Origin of the sequence: Mesorhizobium sp. M1338 (genome assembly GCF_040318045.1) — a bacterium.
Classification (GTDB): Bacteria; Pseudomonadota; Alphaproteobacteria; order Rhizobiales; family Rhizobiaceae; genus Mesorhizobium.
The window spans coordinates 208,608-224,588 of sequence record NZ_JAMYLL010000003.1; the positions used below are offsets into that span (position 1 = coordinate 208,608).

Genomic DNA, 15,981 nt, shown 5'->3' on the forward strand with positions numbered 1-15,981 from the left:
GGTCTCAGACCTTTTCGACTTCTGGCCGGCCCAATATGCCGGAAGGCAGGAAGATCAGCACGATCGCCAGGATCGAGAACGCCGCGACGTCCTTGTAGTCGATCGAGAAATAGGCCGACCACATGCTCTCGATGAAGCCGATCATCAGCCCGCCGAGCACCGCGCCCGGAAGCGAACCGATGCCGCCCAGCACCGCTGCGGTAAAGGCTTTCACGCCGGGCGTGAAGCCGTCCGAGAAGGCGATGACACCGTAATACATCAGGAACAAGGTGCCGGCGACGGCGGCAAGCGCCGCGCCCATTATGAAGGTGATCGATATGGTACGGTCGACATCGATGCCGAGCAGCGCCGCCATTTTGCGGTCCTGCTCGCAGGCGCGTTGCGCTCGGCCAAGCGAAGTCCTGTTGACCAGGTACCAGAACAGCGCCAGCAGCAGCGCCGTGACGATGACGATGATGATCTGCTTCAGCGACACGCTGATGCCGTTGATGTTGTAGACTTGGCTGACCATCGGCGGGATCGGCTTGTTGCGCGGCCCCTGCGTCACTTGGACGAAGTTCGACAGCGCGATCGACATGCCGATCGCTGTGATCAGCGGCGCCAGCCGGAACGAGCCGCGCAATGGCCGGTAGGCAACCTTCTCGATCGTCCAATTGTAGAGGCTGGTGAGCAGCATAGCCACGATCATCATGAGCAGCAGCGCCAGCACCACGGGCACCGAATAGAACAGCGCGCCTAGAGCGAGGAAGACGATCAGGGCCGTGAAGGCACCCACCATGAAAATGTCGCCATGAGCGAAGTTGATCATGCCGATAATGCCGTAGACCATCGTGTAGCCGATTGCGATCAGCCCATAGATCGATCCCAGCGTCAGCCCGTTGATAAGCTGCTGGACAAAGTACTGCATGTGTACGTGGCTCCCCTGGAATGTCGCCCATGCAGACGCATTCCTTTTCGTATTTCCCCTAGTCGTAAAGTTTCGAGCCCGGATTGCAACGTCATTTTTCAATCGTCATGCGCGTTTTGCCGACACGCCGTCTGATTGCCCGTTTTTTCCCACCCGGCCCCTGGACTATCGCGGACCCTACCATTGGCATAACGCAATGTCTTTGACGATTCGACCGCATCATGCACCTCGTTTCGAAGAAATCGCCGTCAAAATTAGGTGATGAGAAGAATCGTTGCGTTACTGACATAGTCCGTTTTTCGTTCCGCTCCTTGCCGTAGGGTCAGCTTTCCCTTCACTTGACCACAAAACCATGCGCGAACGGATCGCGGTCGTCGATGAAAATGGTGTTCAATCCGGTCATCCGCGCCCAGCCACCGATCGAGGGAACAATGGCCGGTTTGCCCGCGACGGTGACATCCTTTTCGACCTTGCCCTTGAAAAGCGAACCGATGATCGATTCATGGACGAAGCTGTCGCCGGCCTTGAGTCTGCCCTTGGCATGAAGCTGCGCCATGCGCGCCGAGGTGCCGGTGCCACAGGGTGAGCGGTCGATCGCCTTGTCGCCGTAGAAAACGGCATTGCGGGCGTCGGCCTCGGGGTTGGTCGGCTTGCCGGTCCACAGCATGTGCGACAGCCGGTTGATGCCTGGGTTCTCGGGATGCACGAAGGAATATTTCTCATTGAGCCGCTGCCGCACCACCGGGCTCCAGGCAATGAAGTCGCCCGCCGAATAGTCGGCCATGTCGCGATAGTTCTTCTGCGGCTCGACGATGGCGTAGAAATTGCCGCCATAGGCGACGTCGACGGTGATTTCGCCGAGCTGCGGGCATTCGACCGTCAGCCCCTCCGCATGGAGGAAAGACGGTACATTGGTGATGCGCACCTCCTCGACATAGTCGCCGACCTGCTTGTACTCGGCGATGACCAGGCCGGCCGGCGTGTCGAGCCTGAGCACGCCCGGCGTCCTCGGCTTGATCAGCCCATGCTCGATCGCCATCGTCACCGTGCCTATCGTGCCGTGGCCGCACATCGGCAGGCAGCCGGAGGTTTCGATGAACAGGATGGCGATGTCGCAATCCTCGCGCGTCGGCGGATAGAGGATCGAGCCGGACATCACGTCATGGCCGCGCGGCTCGAACATCAGCCCGGTGCGGATCCAGTCATATTCGGCCAGAAAATGCGCCCGCCGTTCCATCATCGTCGAACCCTGCAGCAGCGGGCCGCCACCGGCGACCAGACGGACCGGGTTGCCGCAGGTGTGGCCGTCTATGCAGAAGAAGGATTTCTTGGCCATGACGCTCCTCGAAAAATCAAAACCCACGAAAATCAAAAACGATGTGGACTGAAGGGGGCCAGATCGATCGACGGAGTCTGCCCCAGGACGAGTTCCCGGATCAACCGTCCGGTGGCCGCCGCCTGGGTCAAGCCGAGATGGCCGTGGCCGAAAGCATAAACCGCCGATCGGCTTCCCGATGCATGACCGATGACGGGCACTGAATCCGGCAGCGAGGGACGGAACCCCATCCATTCGCGCCCGCCCGAGGGATCGAGCCCCGGCAGGAATTTCTGCGCCTTCCGTAGCAGCGCTTTCGACCTGGCATAATTGGGCGGTCGCTCGATACCGCCGAGTTCGACGGCGCCGCCGACGCGCAGCCCCGTTTCGAGCGGCGTGATGACGAAGCCATGGCCGGAGAAGATCAGCATCCGCTTCACGTCGAAGGCGCTCGGCGGCAACGTCGTGTTGTAGCCGCGCTCGGTTTCGAGCGGGATGCGATCGCCGAGTTGCCTCGCCAGCAGATGCGACCAGGCGCCGGCGGCGACGACAAGGTGCCTGGCTTGCCTCGTCGTGCCGTCGGCCAATGTCAGCGCGGCGCCGTCATGATCCGCCGCGACGCGCTCGATCCGAGCCATCTCAAAGCGTGCCCCCTTGGTCTGCGCGTAGGCCCACACCGCCTTGCCGAGCAGTTTCGGGTCGGCGACCGTCATCCATCCCGGGACGAACGTGCCCTTGACGAAGCGCGGCGAAAGCCCCGGCTGCAAGGCAGCCAGGTCCTCGCCCTCGACATGGCGGAAACCGATGCCGAAACGCCCGCGCGCCGCCCAGCCAGGCAGCCCAGCCTGAAACTCGGCCTCGCTTTCGTAGAGTTCGAGCGAACCATCCTCGCGCAGCATCGATCGTGTACCGGACCGATCGAGCAGGCCCATCCATTCCGCTTCGGCGAGCTTCATCATGCCCGCCTGAGCGGCGAGGCTCGCCTCGTATTTTCCCGGCGCGCCGGCGCGCCAGAAGCGGATCAGCCAGGGCAGAAGTTTTGGCAGATAGGCCGGCGGAATGCTGAGCGGGCCGAGCGGATCGGCCAGCCATTTCGGCAGCTGCCGCATCATGCCCTTATGCGCCATCGGCATCACGTCGGAGAAGGCAAAGGCGGCGGCATTGCCGGAGCTCGTCTCCTCGCAAATGCCCGTCCGATCGAAGATCGTGACATCGCGTCCCGCCTCAGCGAGAGCGGCGGCGGCGCAGATGCCGATGATGCCGCCACCGATGATGGCGATGTCGATTGCAACGTTGCTATTCATCGTTGCACGCCAAGCCGCATGTCCAGTCTCCGCCCCGCTTCACCCTGCGGTCAGCCTCAGAACGACGGCAGCGTCGGCCGCACCGCCAGCGCATCCTTGACGATTTTCTCGACTGCCTTGCGGCGCTCGCCCGACAATGGCTGGCGCGGCATGCGCACGCGATCATTGGTGTTGATCGCGAACACTTCGGCAAGCTTGATGTTCTGTACGAGATAGGTCGAGACGTCGAGATCGAGCAGCGGCCGGAACCAGCGGTAGATGGCAAGCGCCTCTTCGCGGCGGCCCTGCTTCATCAGCTGATAGATGGCGACCGTCTCGCGGGGGAACGCGGTGACCAACCCGGCCACCCAGCCGATGGCGCCGACCGACAGCGCCTCGAAGGCGAGATTGTCGACGCCGGTGAACAGGTCGTAGCGAGTGCCGAGGCGATTGATGATCTCGGTCGAGCGGCGGATGTCGTCGGATGATTCCTTGATGGCGACGAAGCGCTTGTCCGACGCCAACTCCTCCATCTGGTCCACAGTGACGTCGACGCGGTAGGCAAGCCGGTTGGAGTAGATCATGACCGGCAGGTCGCCGGCCTCGGCTACGGCACGAAGTGCGGCGACCGTCTCTTCCGCATTGGTGTGGTAGATCGGGCTCGGCACGACCATCAGGCCGTTGGCGCCTTCTTTCGCCGCACGCTTGGCAATGCTGGCCGCCTCGCGTGTGCCGGCCTCGTTGACCGTCAGCAGCACCGGCTTCTTGCCGGCGACCTTCTGCGCGGTCTTCAGCACCTCGATCTTCTCGTCGGGCGACAGCATCGGCCCTTCGCCGAGCGATCCGCAAACGATGATACCGTCGCAGCCAGCCTCCATCTGCAGGTTGAAGCAGCGCTCCATCTCGGCATGATCGAGACGATCATCCGCGGTGAATTTGGTCGTGACGGCTGGAAAAACTCCGCTCCACATGATCATCTCTCCATCTGATATATCAGCCGTATATCTGTTAAGAAACGGCCTGTCAACACGGATTCCGTTATGATATATGCAAGATATATCAGGAGAGCGCCTTTGATATCCATGGAAGCCAGCACCGTGACCGAGCCAGCCGCGACCAAGGCCTATCACGTGCTCGAGCACATGATCGTCACGCTTGAACTGGCCCCTGCGAGCTTCGTCACCGAGGGCGCCCTGATCGAAAGGCTCGGGCTCGGGCGGACACCGGTGCGCGAGGCGATCCAGCGGCTAGCCTGGGAAGGGTTGCTCGACGTGCGGCCGCGCGCGGGCATCGCGATCGCTCCGCTCCATCCCGGCGACTGGCTGCGCGTGCTTGATGCGCGCCGCGGTGTCGAGGTGGTCCTGGCCCGCTCGGCCGCCCGCTTCGTCACCCGCGAAGCCGCCGACCTGTTTCACGAAGCAGCCCTTGCCATGCAGAAAGCAGTGATCGCGGGCAATGTGCTTGCCTTCATCCAGGCCGACAAGGCACTCGACGAGGCGCTGGCCCTGGCCGCCGACAATCCGTTCGCCGCTCGGCTGGCCGCCCCCTTGCAGACCCACAGCCGCCGCTTCTGGTTCCGCTACAAGGCCGACACCGGCTTGGCGGAATCGGCAGAACACCATGTCGCTCTGATCCGCTCGATCCTCGACGGCGACGAGGAGGCCGCGGCCAAGGACGCCAAGCGGCTGATGGCGCTGCTGCGCGGCCACGCCGAGGTGGCGGCGACACGCTGAGCGCCGTTAGGTCCGCCGGGCGTTCGGTGTCTTTCCAACGCTTCGGTCTAGGTGCCTGGCAAGGCAGCCTCCACCAAAGGACCGTCCCAACCTTCACCTGCCGTGATGACGCAGCTCTGACCCTGCGTATCGGTGGCCAGGATAGTCCAGGTGCCTTGGTCGGAAACGAAGATCTCGAGAATCACGCTCGGGTTGACCACGCCGCGCGCCGCCTCGCTTTCGTGGAACTTCTCGCCGAGCGCCTTGATCATGTCCGCTCGGGCCGCGCATTGTCCGGCCGCCAAGGCCGGGACGGCAAAAGACGAAGACGCAGCACAAAGTATCATTGCCATGAGACGTGTCATCAGACACCTCCTTGCGCCACGCGGTACCCCCGAAGCTGTCGCCAGCGCCGTTGGTTGATCTGCCGCACCTCCTTCGCGGCAGGATTGAAACTTAAGACTACAAACGCCCGTCCGGTTCCATCACATTAACGTTTAGGCCGATACGGCCCGCGACCGGATTGCAAAAGGCCCGGGCGCAGCGCGCCCGGGCCTTGAGTTCAAAATCGATTGTCGTTCGGCCAGTTCATCGTCGGGATAACGAATTCCGCACTGTTCTTGATGCCTGCCCGCCCGCGGCAGTAGGTAGGCGAGGACGCGCAAGCAAGAAATCGTCCGTCTAGTTCATGGTCGGGATGACGAACTCCGCACCGTCCTTGATGCCGGACGGCCAGCGCGAGGTGACCGTCTTGGTCTTGGTGTAGAAGCGGAACGCGTCCGGACCGTGCTGGTTGAGGTCGCCGAAGGAAGATGCCTTCCAGCCGCCGAACGTGTAGTAGGCGATCGGCACCGGGATCGGCACGTTGATGCCGACCATGCCGACCTGGACACGCGAGGCAAAATCGCGCGCCGCGTCACCGTCGCGGGTGAAGATGGCGACGCCATTGCCCATCTCGTGGTCGTTGGCGAGCTTGATCGCGCTCTCATAGGTCGGCGCGCGCACCACCGAGAGCACCGGCCCAAAGATCTCTTCCTTGTAGATGCGCATGTCCGACGTGACGTTGTCGAACAGGCAGCCACCCATGTAGTAGCCGTCTTCATAACCCTGCATGGAGAAGCCGCGGCCATCGACGACCAGCTTGGCGCCTTCCTTGACGCCGGTGTCGACATAACCCTTGACCCGCTCCAGCGCCTGCGCCGTCACCAGCGGGCCGAAGTCGGCGGAAGAGTCGGTCGAAGGTCCGACCTTCAGGCTCTCGACGCGCGGGATCAGCTTTTCCATCAGCCGGTTGGCGGTGTCGTTGCCGACCGGAACGGCCACCGAGATCGCCATGCAGCGTTCGCCGGCCGAGCCGTAGCCGGCGCCGATCAGGGCGTCGACGGTCTGGTCCATGTCGGCGTCGGGCATGATGATCATGTGGTTCTTGGCGCCGCCGAAGCACTGCACGCGCTTGCCGGCGGCGGTGCCGCGCGAATAGATGTAGTGGGCGATCGGCGTCGAGCCGACAAAGCCGATGGCCTTGATGTCGGGATCGTCGAGGATGGCGTCGACCACGTCCTTGTCGCCATTGACGACGTTGAGGATGCCGGCAGGCAGGCCGGCTTCGAGGAACAGTTCGGCAATGCGCATCGGCACGCCCGGGTCGCGCTCCGACGGCTTCAGGATGAAGGCGTTGCCGCAGGCGATGGCAGGCGCGATCTTCCACAGCGGGATCATCGCCGGGAAGTTGAACGGCGTGATGCCGGCGACGACGCCGAGCGGCTGGCGCATCGAATAGACGTCAATGCCGGGGCCGGCGCCGTCGGTGAATTCACCCTTCATCATATGCGGCGCGCCGATGCAGACTTCGACCACTTCGAGGCCGCGCTGGATGTCGCCCTTGGCGTCGGCGATCGTCTTGCCGTGCTCGCGTGCCAGGATGTCGGCCAATTCGTCATAGTCGCGGGCGACGAGTTCGAGGAACTTCATCAGCACGCGCACGCGGCGCTGCGGGTTCGTTGCCGCCCACTTCGGCTGCGCTGCCTTGGCATTCTCCACCGCCGCGCGCAGTTCCGCCTGCGAAGCCAGCGCCACCGTGCCGCGCACGGAGCCGTCCATCGGCTGCATGACATCCTGCTTGCGGCCGCTGGTCCCGGCGACATGCTTGCCGCCGATGAAATGACCGTAGTCGATCATGATTTCTCTCCCTTTGTTTATGATGGCGTATTGTCCGCCTTTGCAGCGGCGATGGCAACGCGAGGGAGAACGCAACCGTTGTGCGGAAAGTAGATAACGATTGACGGGCGAGCATCAATTCCCGCAAATGATGAGACCGCAACATACATTTCAAGGATCGCCATGAACTGGGATGACGTCCGCATCTTCCTGGCCGTGGCCCGCGCCGGCCAGATCCTTGGCGCGGCCAAACGGCTGGAGCTCAACCACGCCACCGTCTCGCGCCGCATCGCCGCACTCGAGGATGCGCTGCGCACAAAACTGTTTCGCCGGCTGACCACCGGCAGCGAACTGACGCCGGCCGGCGAGCGCTTCCTCGACATTGCCGAGCGTATGGAGGGCGACATGATCGCCGCGCGCTCGACCATTGCCGGCGAAGGCGACGACGTCTCCGGCACGGTGCGCATCGGCGCGCCGGACGGCTTTGGCGTCGCCTTCCTGGCCAAGCGCCTCGGCGAACTGACCGCGCTGCACCGCGAACTGACGATCCAGCTTGTGCCGGTGCCGCGTTCCTTCTCCCTGTCGCGCCGCGAGGCCGATATCGCCATCACCGTCGAGCGGCCGACCGAAGGCCGGCTGGTGGCGGGAAAGCTGGTCGACTATTCGCTCGGCCTGTTTGCCTCGCGCGCCTATGTCGAGGCGCATGGCTTGCCCAAAACTGCCGCCGAGCTTGGCCAGCACACCCTCATCGGCTACGTGCCGGACCTCATCGTCAGTCCCTCGCTCGACTACGCGGCCGAGTTCAGCGCCGACTGGCGCACCAGCTTCGCCATCTCCTCCGCACTCGGCCAGGCCGAGGCGGTGCGCTCGGGCGCCGGCATCGGCATCCTGCACACCTTCGTCGCCCGCTCGATGCCGGAATTGGTGCCGGTCGATGTGGTCGCACCCATCCGTCGCGCCTACTGGCTGGTCTATCACGAATCGGTCAGGCCGCTGCGCCGCGTCCAGATCGTCGCCAGCTTCATCACTAAGATGGTGGAGCGGGAGCGGGGCCTCTTCACCTGATTTCGCAAATCCGGCAAAATAAATCCGCCATCTGGGGCGGGTCGAGCACAAACGAATTCACCACACGCTCAACCCTTGTCCGCCAATGGCGCCCATTCTACGAAGACTGGGTCCGGCAGTCGTTCCGACCTTTTATCGCAGATAGCGCTCCTGTGCGAGGTCGCGGACATCGATGTCCGGCACCCGGCTGGAGATGATATCGGCCAGAACCTTGCCCGAGCCGCAGGCCATGGTCCAGCCGAGCGTGCCGTGGCCGGTGTTGAGGTAGAGATTGGAAAGCTCGGTGCGGCCGATCAGCGGCGGGCCGTCCGGCGTCATCGGCCGCAGCCCGCACCAGAAGGTCGCGTCCCGCATCGCGCCGGCGCCCGGAAACAGATCGCCGACCGAGTGCTCCAGCGTGCGCCGTCGCGATTCATGCAGCCTGAGGTCGAAGCCGGAAATCTCCGCCGTACCGCCAACCCGAATGCGGTTCCCTAGCCGGGTGATCGCCACCTTGTAGGTCTCGTCCATCACCGTCGACACCGGTGCCGCCGCGGCATCCTTGATCGGCACGGTGATCGAATAGCCCTTGACCGGATAGACCGGGATCGGCCGCTTCACCCGGCGCATGAAACCCGCCGAATAACTGCCCATCGCCATCACATAGGCGTCGGCGGCCTTCCAGCCCTTGCTGGTGCTGAGATTTGCGATGCGGTTTCGGCTGCGGATGACACGCCAGATCGTCACGTCGTATTCGAACTTGATGCCGCGCGCCACGCAGAGTTCGGCCAGCCTGTCGGTGAACAGCTTGCAGTCGCCGGTCTCGTCATGCGGCAGCCTGAGGCCGCCGACGAACTTTTCGCGCACCCCGGCCAGGCCAGGCTCGGCCGCGATGCAGCCGTCCTGGTCGAGGATCTCGTAGGGCACGCCATACTTCTTCAGCACCTCGACATCGCCGCCGGTGCCGTCGAGCTGTTTTTGCGTGCGAAACAGCTGCAGCGTGCCCTGGGTCCGCTCGTCATAGGCGATGCCGGTCGCTTCGCGCAGCGCCTTCAGCGTGTCGCGGCTGTATTCGGCCAGCGGCACCATGCGCGCCTTGTTGATCGCGTATCGCTCGGCCGTGCAGTTGCGCAGCATCTTGATCAGCCAGGTCCACATATGCGGATCGAAGGCCGGCCGCACCACCAGCGGGCCATGCTTCATCAGCAGCCATTTGATCGCCTTCAGCGGAATGCCGGGTCCGGCCCAGGGCGAGGCGTAGCCGGGCGATATCTCGCCGGCATTTGCAAAGCTGGTTTCCAGCGCCGGGCCTTTCTGGCGGTCGAGAACCGTCACCTCGTGACCGGCTTCGGCGAGATAATACGCCGTGGTCACCCCGATGACGCCACCGCCCAGCACCATGATCTTCATCGTACAACACTCCCACGGCGACGCCCAAACCGGCCATCTTCTGTCTGCCGGATTCTGTGGCGCCCGCCAAGGGGCTACACGCTAAGCGTTAGCTATCGACATAGCGCCGATGGAAGCGCGGGCCGAGGCTGGTCAGGATCTCGTAGCCGATGGTGCCGGCATGACCGGCAGCCACATCGACGCTTTGTGAGGGACCGAGCAGTTCGACGAGATCACCCTCGCGTAGCCTGCCGGACGGCAGAGCGGAGATGTCGAGAATGATCGAATCCATCGACACCCGCCCGAGGAAGGGCAGGCGCGCGCCCTCGAACCAGGCTGCGGACGCCGCCCGCCGGTGCCAGCCATCGGCATAGCCCAGCGAGATCGTCGCGGCAGCGAGCGGAGCCGTCGTTTGGAACATGTGGCCATAGCCGACACCGGCGCCGGCCTCCAGCATGCGTGTCTGCACGACCTTGGCCTCCAGCCGTACCACCGGCAGCATCGGGTTCGGCCTGGCCGGTGTCGGATTGATGCCGTAGAGCGCGGCACCGGGGCGGGCGAGATCGTAGTGGAAGCGCTGCCCCAGAAAGATGCCGGACGAATTGGCGAGCGAGGCCGGCGCCTTCGGCAATAGTGCGCGCAGCCGCTCGAACGCCAGCCGCTGCCGCCCATTGGCCGGATGCTCCGGCTCGTCGGCGCAGGCCAGATGGCTCATCACGAAGTGGATGTCGATGCCGTCGAAGGCATGCGGATCGGCGGCAACGCGCTCCACGTCCAGGGGCGCCATGCCAAGCCGCGACATGCCACTGTCGACCTGGATCGCGGCCGGCAGTTTTCGGCCGGCGCGCCGAGCCGCCACGCGCCATGCCGCCAATTGTTCCGGGCTGTTGATCACGGCGCAAAGATCTGCCGCCACCGCGTCCGGTTCGGCACCAGGCGGAATGCCGTTCAAGACGAAAATGGCGGGATCCGGCCCAAGCGAGCGGCGCAAGGTGACGCCTTCGGCCAGAAGCGCGACGAAGAAGGTATCGCAGCCTTCGCGCAGCAGCGCCGCCGCGACCTGGCTGGCACCAACACCGTAGCCGTCGGCCTTGAGCACACCAGCGCAGCCGACATCGCCCAATCGCGATTTCAGCCGCCTGTAGTTTTCACGGATCGCGCCGAGATCGATGGTGAGGACGGCGCCGGCCGCCACTTCGCTTGTGGCGGTGACCTCTTCGGGCAGCGACCTTTTGGGGGCGTCGTTCATGGCGACCCTTTGCGCAGTGGATACATACATCAATAGGACCGCCGGGCCGGCGCGGCAACCAGGGTCGTTGTGTTGAGCCTATTGCACCAGATGCCGAAATGCCGCCACCACATCCTCATAGACATGGCGCTTGAACGGCACGATCAGGTCGGGCAGATCCTGCATCGGCCGCCATGCCCATTTGTCGAACTCGGCGGTGTGGCCGCCCGGCGGCGGATTGATCTGGATCTCGCTGACATCGCCGTGGAAGCGAAACGCGAACCATTTCTGCGTCTGGCCGCGATACCGCCCCTTGAAGGCGATGCCGACGAGATGGTCCGGCAAATCATAGTTGATCCAGTCCGGCGCCTCGGCCAGCAAAGAGATGCCGCGCATGCCGGTCTCTTCGTAGAGTTCGCGCTCGGCCGCCTGCAACGGCTCCTCGCCCTTGTCGATGCCGCCTTGCGGCATCTGCCAAAGCTGAGTCGTGCCGGCGAATTCGCTGTCCGGCTCGGCAATGCGATGCCCGACCCAGACCAGGCCCTCGGCATTGAGGATCATCAATCCGACGCAGGGGCGATAAGGCAGCGTTTCGCGGTCAATCTTTTTAGCCATGCGTGATGGGCTCCAGCCGTTTTGAGAATTCGCTCCGGTGAGGCAGGTGGCGAGCGGTTTCGAGAACCGGAGCGGAGCGTACTTAAAGTACGTGAGCACCGGAAGCGCAGAAAACGTCGCCAGATGCCCGCCGGAGTAGAATTATCAAGACGGCTGTTAGCCTTTTTGCGGATCAATCGCCACCGCTGAAATCGGCACGATCTCGATGCCGCGCTTCTTTGCCTCGACCACCCACGACGACACGGTGTCGACCGTCAGGTCGAAGGCCGAGCCGATGCCGACGGCAGTGCCTTTGGCCCGCGCGGTCGCTTCGAGACTGTCCAGTTTCTTGAGGATTTCGCCGCGATCCTGCACCGCATCGATCGCCATGTCGCCGGAAACGAAGGGCACGCCATCCCTGAGCGCGAGGTCGGGCGCCAGGCTGCGCGCCGACGATCCGTCATCGATATAAGCGAGGCCGCGTTTGCCGAGTTCGGCCATGAACGGCTCCATCGCCGCCGCGTCGGCGGAAAAGCGCGCGCCCATATAGTTCATGACGCCGGTGTAGTTGGTCGTCCGCGACAGCGCCCAATGCAGGTTCTTCAAATTCTCGTCCGCGCTCGCCGCCACCGTCAGCGTGTTACGGCCGGGATTGATGTTCGGATAGTCGAACGGTTCGAGCGGCACCTGCATGACGATCTCGTGGCCGCTTTGCCGGGCGGCCTGCATCCAGCGGCCGATGCTGTTGCCTTGCGGCGCGAAGGCCAGTGTCACTTCCGCCGGCAGCTTGGCGATGGCCGCCTGGGTGCCTGTCTGCGAAACGGAAAGCCCGCCGATGACGATCGCCACCCGCGCGCCGCGCCCGCCCGACCAGGGCCGCGCATAGACGTCGAACGGCCGCCTTCCATCGGCGGCGCGCACAGGCAAGGGTCCGGTATCGCTGGCTTCGATCAGCGCCCTGTCGGGAATATGCGCGATCTTCAGGTTCTGGCCGATGGTCGACGGGTCGCGAATGACGATCGCCGCCTTGGGCGGGCCATCGCCCTCTTCCGTCTGCACGTGGATGATCCGCGGCCCGCCTGTCTTTGTCGGCGTCTCCGTCTTCGGTGCCGTCACTGGGGCCAATGCGGCAGCGGGTTCGGCCGCCGCTGTTACTTTCGGCGTCGAAACGGCAACCTCTCGCGGCTTTCGGAACGGCTTTTCCCGGAGCGCGATCGCGCCGGAGACGCCGACCACCGCCAACACGGCCACGGTCGCCATGATCGCACCGCCGCTGACCTTGCTGCCGGCAGCGCGCGGCGACCTGACAGCCTGTCCGAGCGGGCGTTCGATGTCCTTGCCTATATCAGCCAAGCCTAATCCCCGGGGCGCATCAGCTTCGAAGACGAAACCGCTTCGAAAGGACATGCGCGAATTCATCAATCCTGGCGCACCCCTGGCGCCGTGTTTGGGGCTTTGCCTTGCCCCCGAATCAAACTGCCGGAACCTTTCGGTCCCGGCAGCATCGCATTGCTTCCATCGGGCGGCCAGACCTACTTGTCCGGCCCCACCGCTACTGGTTGAGAACGGCCTTCTGCGGATTGGGCGGGAAGGACGGATCGGTCTTCTGGCCGCGCAGCAGCTGCTCGGCATAGATGAGCTGCAGATCGTCCTTCGGATCCGGCGGCACATAGGCCGCCGAGCCCGAACCGGTCGTGCTCTCGTCGGCGCCCTTGATATGGCCCTTGAGGTCGGATTCGCCGCGCGTCAGGTCCCTGCCCTGCAGTTCCGGCGGCAGCGGCTGGTCGACCTTGATGTCGGGCGTGATGCCCTTGCCCTGGATCGACTTGCCGGACGGCGTGTAATAGAGCGCCGTCGTCAGCCTGAGCGCGCCATTCTCGCCGAGCGGAATGATGGTCTGCACCGAACCCTTGCCGAAGGACTGCGTGCCGACCACCGTGACACGGCGCAGATCCTGCAGCGCGCCGGCGACGATTTCCGACGCGCTGGCCGAACCGCCATTGACCAGAACGATCATCGGCTTGCCGTTGATGTCGTCGACCTGCTTGGGCTTGGCGTCGAAGCGAGTGACGTCCTTGGGATCGCGGCCGCGCGTCGAGACGATCTCGCCACGGTTGAGGAACGCATCGGACACGCTCACCGCCTGGTCGAGCAGGCCACCAGGATTGAGGCGCAGATCGAGCACATAGCCCTTGAGCTTGTCGTCCGGCACCTGCTTCTTGATGGTATCGATGGCGTTCTCGAGGTCGTCATAGGTCTTTTCGGTGAAGGAGGTGATCTTCATGTAGCCGATGTCGTTCTCGACCCGGAACTTGACCGCCTTGACCTTGATGATGTCGCGCACGACCGTCAGTTCGATCGGCTTGTCGGCGCCCTGGCGCAGGATGGTAAGCTTGATCGGTGTGTTGACCAGGCCGCGCATCTTGTCGACCGCGTCGTTGAGGGTGAGGCCGCGAACCTCTTCGCCATCGATCTTGGCGATATAGTCGCCGGCCAGCACGCCTGCCTTGGCGGCCGGTGTGTCGTCGATCGGCGTGATCACCTTGACCAGATCGTTCTCCATGGTGACCTCGATGCCGAGGCCGCCGAACTCGCCCTTCGTCTGGACGCGCATATCCTGCGCCTGCTCGGCGTTCATGTAGGAGGAGTGCGGGTCAAGCGAGGCGAGCATGCCGTTGATGGCGTTCTCGACCAGCGACTTGTCGTCGGGCGGCGTCACATACTGTGCCCGCACCCGCTCGAAGATATCGCCGAAGATCGCCAATTGCTTGTAGGTCTCCGACCCTGCGGCGTTCGCCGCCGAGCCGGGCGTACCATAAACAAGGCTCATGGCGGACGCGCCCATCAGCGCACCGGCAAACAGAAGCGACAGTTTCCGCATTATTCACGTCCTTCCAGAAAAACGGTCCGCCCACCATGGGGCCGGATCGACGGGTTTTCCATCCTTGCGGAACTCGACATAGAGCTCCGGCGTGGCATTTCCATTCTTCGAAACCGAGGTGCTCGCCACCCTGGCCTCTCCCATCGCGCCGATCGGCTCTCCTGCGAGCACTGATTGACCGGTCGCGACGCTGATTCTGCTCATCCCCGCCAAAACGACATGATAGCCGTCGCCTGCGTTAAGGATCAAGAGTTGACCATAAGAGCGAAACGGCCCCGCATAAAGCACATTCCCATCCGCCGGCGCGGTAACGATGGCTCCTGATTGTGTCGCAACCATGTCGCCAAGCATCATCGCGCCGTTACCATCATCGGCGCCGAATCGCCGTTTGATGCGGCCGGTCACCGGCAGCGCGATCTGTCCCTGCAACGCTGAAAAAGGTGCCGCGGCGGCAAGCCGATTGCCTTCCGGCACCGGCAGCGACGCCAGTTCCGCCGGCGTTGATGGCTTGTCGCCGTCCGCCGTCTTCTGCTCGGCGGCTTTGGCCGCATCGGCTGCCTTGCGGGTCTTGTCGGCCTGCGCTTCGAGCGATGCGATCAATTCCTTCAAGCTGCCGGCCTTGGCCGCCAGCGCCTCGGATCGCTGCTTTTCAGCGGCCATTTGGGATTGCGTGTCGGCTTCGAGCTTCTGCTTGGCCTCCAGCAACATGCTCAGACGCCTTTTTTCCGTCGTCTGATCGCCGACCGCCGCCGTCAGCCGCGCTCGTTCGGCCTCGATCGAGGCCGTGACCCGCGACTGCTCCTTGAGATCGGCCAACAGGCCCTCGGTCTGCTGACGCAGTTCCGGCACGACGGCGCCGAGCAGGATGGCGCTGCGCACCGACGACAGCGCGTCCTCTGGCTTGACCAGGATCGCCGGCGGCGGGTTCAGCCCCATGCGCTGCAGCGCGCCCAGCACTTCGGCCAGCACGTCACGTCGAGACGCAAGCGAGACGCGGATCTTCTGTTCCTGGCCCTTCAGCCCTTCGAGCCTTGCGCCGATGTCCTCTATGTCCTGGCCGAGCTTCTGCTCGGTCATCGCCGACTGGATCAGGGCTGCGGTGATCGAAGCGTGATCCTTCTTGATGGTCGCGATGTCGGCGGAGAGCTTGGCCAACCGTTCCGACGACAGCGTGATCTCCTTCGAGACCTGCTCGTATTCCGCCTTGCTCTGGTCCGGATCGGGAGCCATGTCGAGCGTGTTCTCGGCCCGCCCCGCATGCAGCGACAGGACAAGCACCGCCGCCGCGATGCCGCAGCGCGCGCGCCATGAGCCCGTTCTCGATTTCCAACCTTCAGACATTCGGTGTCGACTCTATCCGCGGCTTCGTTAACGAACCATCAACCATGTTTGAGAGGCCCGTTTCCGAATGCATGTCGCCCAAAAGTGGTAGGTTTGGGAAAAACGAATGCAAGACCAAAGGTCCAATCTT

14 protein-coding genes are annotated in these 15,981 nt (G+C 63.8%); 2 read left to right on the forward strand and 12 right to left on the reverse strand.

Translation table 11 applies throughout. The features are described from left to right. Positions 1–4: 4 nt before the first annotated feature. From NKH19_RS04895 to NKH19_RS04910, 4 genes are all read right to left on the reverse strand, one after another. Positions 5–907 (reverse strand): branched-chain amino acid ABC transporter permease, encoded by a 903-nt coding sequence (locus NKH19_RS04895; protein ID WP_352631950.1) that lies wholly within the window; start codon positions 905–907, stop codon positions 5–7. A 334-nt stretch (positions 908–1,241) separates the two neighbouring features. Continuing rightward, entirely contained in the window at positions 1,242–2,243 is a 1,002-nt protein-coding gene (locus tag NKH19_RS04900) for a 4-hydroxyproline epimerase (RefSeq protein ID WP_352864963.1), read from the reverse strand. Between the two features lie 32 nt (positions 2,244–2,275). Next, complete coding sequence (locus NKH19_RS04905; RefSeq protein ID WP_352864965.1) at positions 2,276–3,526, reverse strand: NAD(P)/FAD-dependent oxidoreductase; 1,251 nt, start codon at positions 3,524–3,526, stop codon at positions 2,276–2,278. Between the two features lie 56 nt (positions 3,527–3,582). After that, positions 3,583–4,476 (reverse strand): dihydrodipicolinate synthase family protein, encoded by an 894-nt coding sequence (locus NKH19_RS04910; RefSeq protein ID WP_352864967.1) that lies wholly within the window; start codon positions 4,474–4,476, stop codon positions 3,583–3,585. A gap of 69 nt (positions 4,477–4,545) precedes the next feature. Between NKH19_RS04910 and NKH19_RS04915 the strand changes: the two genes are divergently transcribed. After that, on the forward strand, positions 4,546–5,238 hold the full coding sequence (locus NKH19_RS04915; protein WP_352864969.1) for a GntR family transcriptional regulator: 693 nt from the start codon (positions 4,546–4,548) through the stop codon (positions 5,236–5,238). Between the two features lie 47 nt (positions 5,239–5,285). Here NKH19_RS04915 and NKH19_RS04920 read toward each other — a convergent pair whose 3' ends face one another. After that, positions 5,286–5,489, reverse strand: coding sequence for a hypothetical protein (locus NKH19_RS04920; RefSeq protein ID WP_352864970.1), 204 nt, complete (start codon positions 5,487–5,489; stop codon positions 5,286–5,288). 409 nt (positions 5,490–5,898) lie between these two features. Beyond that, a complete protein-coding gene (locus tag NKH19_RS04925) occupies positions 5,899–7,395 on the reverse strand; it encodes a CoA-acylating methylmalonate-semialdehyde dehydrogenase (RefSeq protein WP_352864972.1) in 1,497 nt (498 codons plus the stop codon). 162 nt (positions 7,396–7,557) lie between these two features. Here NKH19_RS04925 and NKH19_RS04930 point away from each other — a divergent pair, with 162 nt between their 5' ends. Beyond that, positions 7,558–8,439 (forward strand): LysR family transcriptional regulator, encoded by an 882-nt coding sequence (locus tag NKH19_RS04930; RefSeq protein WP_352864974.1) that lies wholly within the window; start codon positions 7,558–7,560, stop codon positions 8,437–8,439. A 132-nt stretch (positions 8,440–8,571) separates the two neighbouring features. Here NKH19_RS04930 and NKH19_RS04935 read toward each other — a convergent pair whose 3' ends face one another. The 6 genes from NKH19_RS04935 to NKH19_RS04960 form a co-directional block, all read right to left on the reverse strand. Further along, positions 8,572–9,828, reverse strand: a complete 1,257-nt coding sequence (locus NKH19_RS04935; protein WP_352864975.1) for a D-amino acid dehydrogenase — start codon at positions 9,826–9,828, stop codon at positions 8,572–8,574. An 88-nt stretch (positions 9,829–9,916) separates the two neighbouring features. Next, positions 9,917–11,056 (reverse strand): alanine racemase, encoded by a 1,140-nt coding sequence (gene alr, locus NKH19_RS04940; RefSeq protein WP_352864978.1) that lies wholly within the window; start codon positions 11,054–11,056, stop codon positions 9,917–9,919. Between the two features lie 78 nt (positions 11,057–11,134). After that, on the reverse strand, positions 11,135–11,650 hold the full coding sequence (locus NKH19_RS04945; RefSeq protein WP_352864980.1) for an RNA pyrophosphohydrolase: 516 nt from the start codon (positions 11,648–11,650) through the stop codon (positions 11,135–11,137). A 156-nt stretch (positions 11,651–11,806) separates the two neighbouring features. Beyond that, positions 11,807–12,982 (reverse strand): divergent polysaccharide deacetylase family protein, encoded by a 1,176-nt coding sequence (locus NKH19_RS04950; RefSeq protein WP_352864982.1) that lies wholly within the window; start codon positions 12,980–12,982, stop codon positions 11,807–11,809. Positions 12,983–13,181: 199 nt separating this feature from the next. Continuing rightward, complete coding sequence (locus NKH19_RS04955; RefSeq protein ID WP_056586250.1) at positions 13,182–14,513, reverse strand: S41 family peptidase; 1,332 nt, start codon at positions 14,511–14,513, stop codon at positions 13,182–13,184. Continuing rightward, on the reverse strand, positions 14,514–15,851 hold the full coding sequence (locus tag NKH19_RS04960) for a murein hydrolase activator EnvC family protein (RefSeq protein ID WP_352981888.1): 1,338 nt from the start codon (positions 15,849–15,851) through the stop codon (positions 14,514–14,516). It lies immediately after the preceding gene. Between the last annotated feature and the right edge of the window lie 130 nt (positions 15,852–15,981).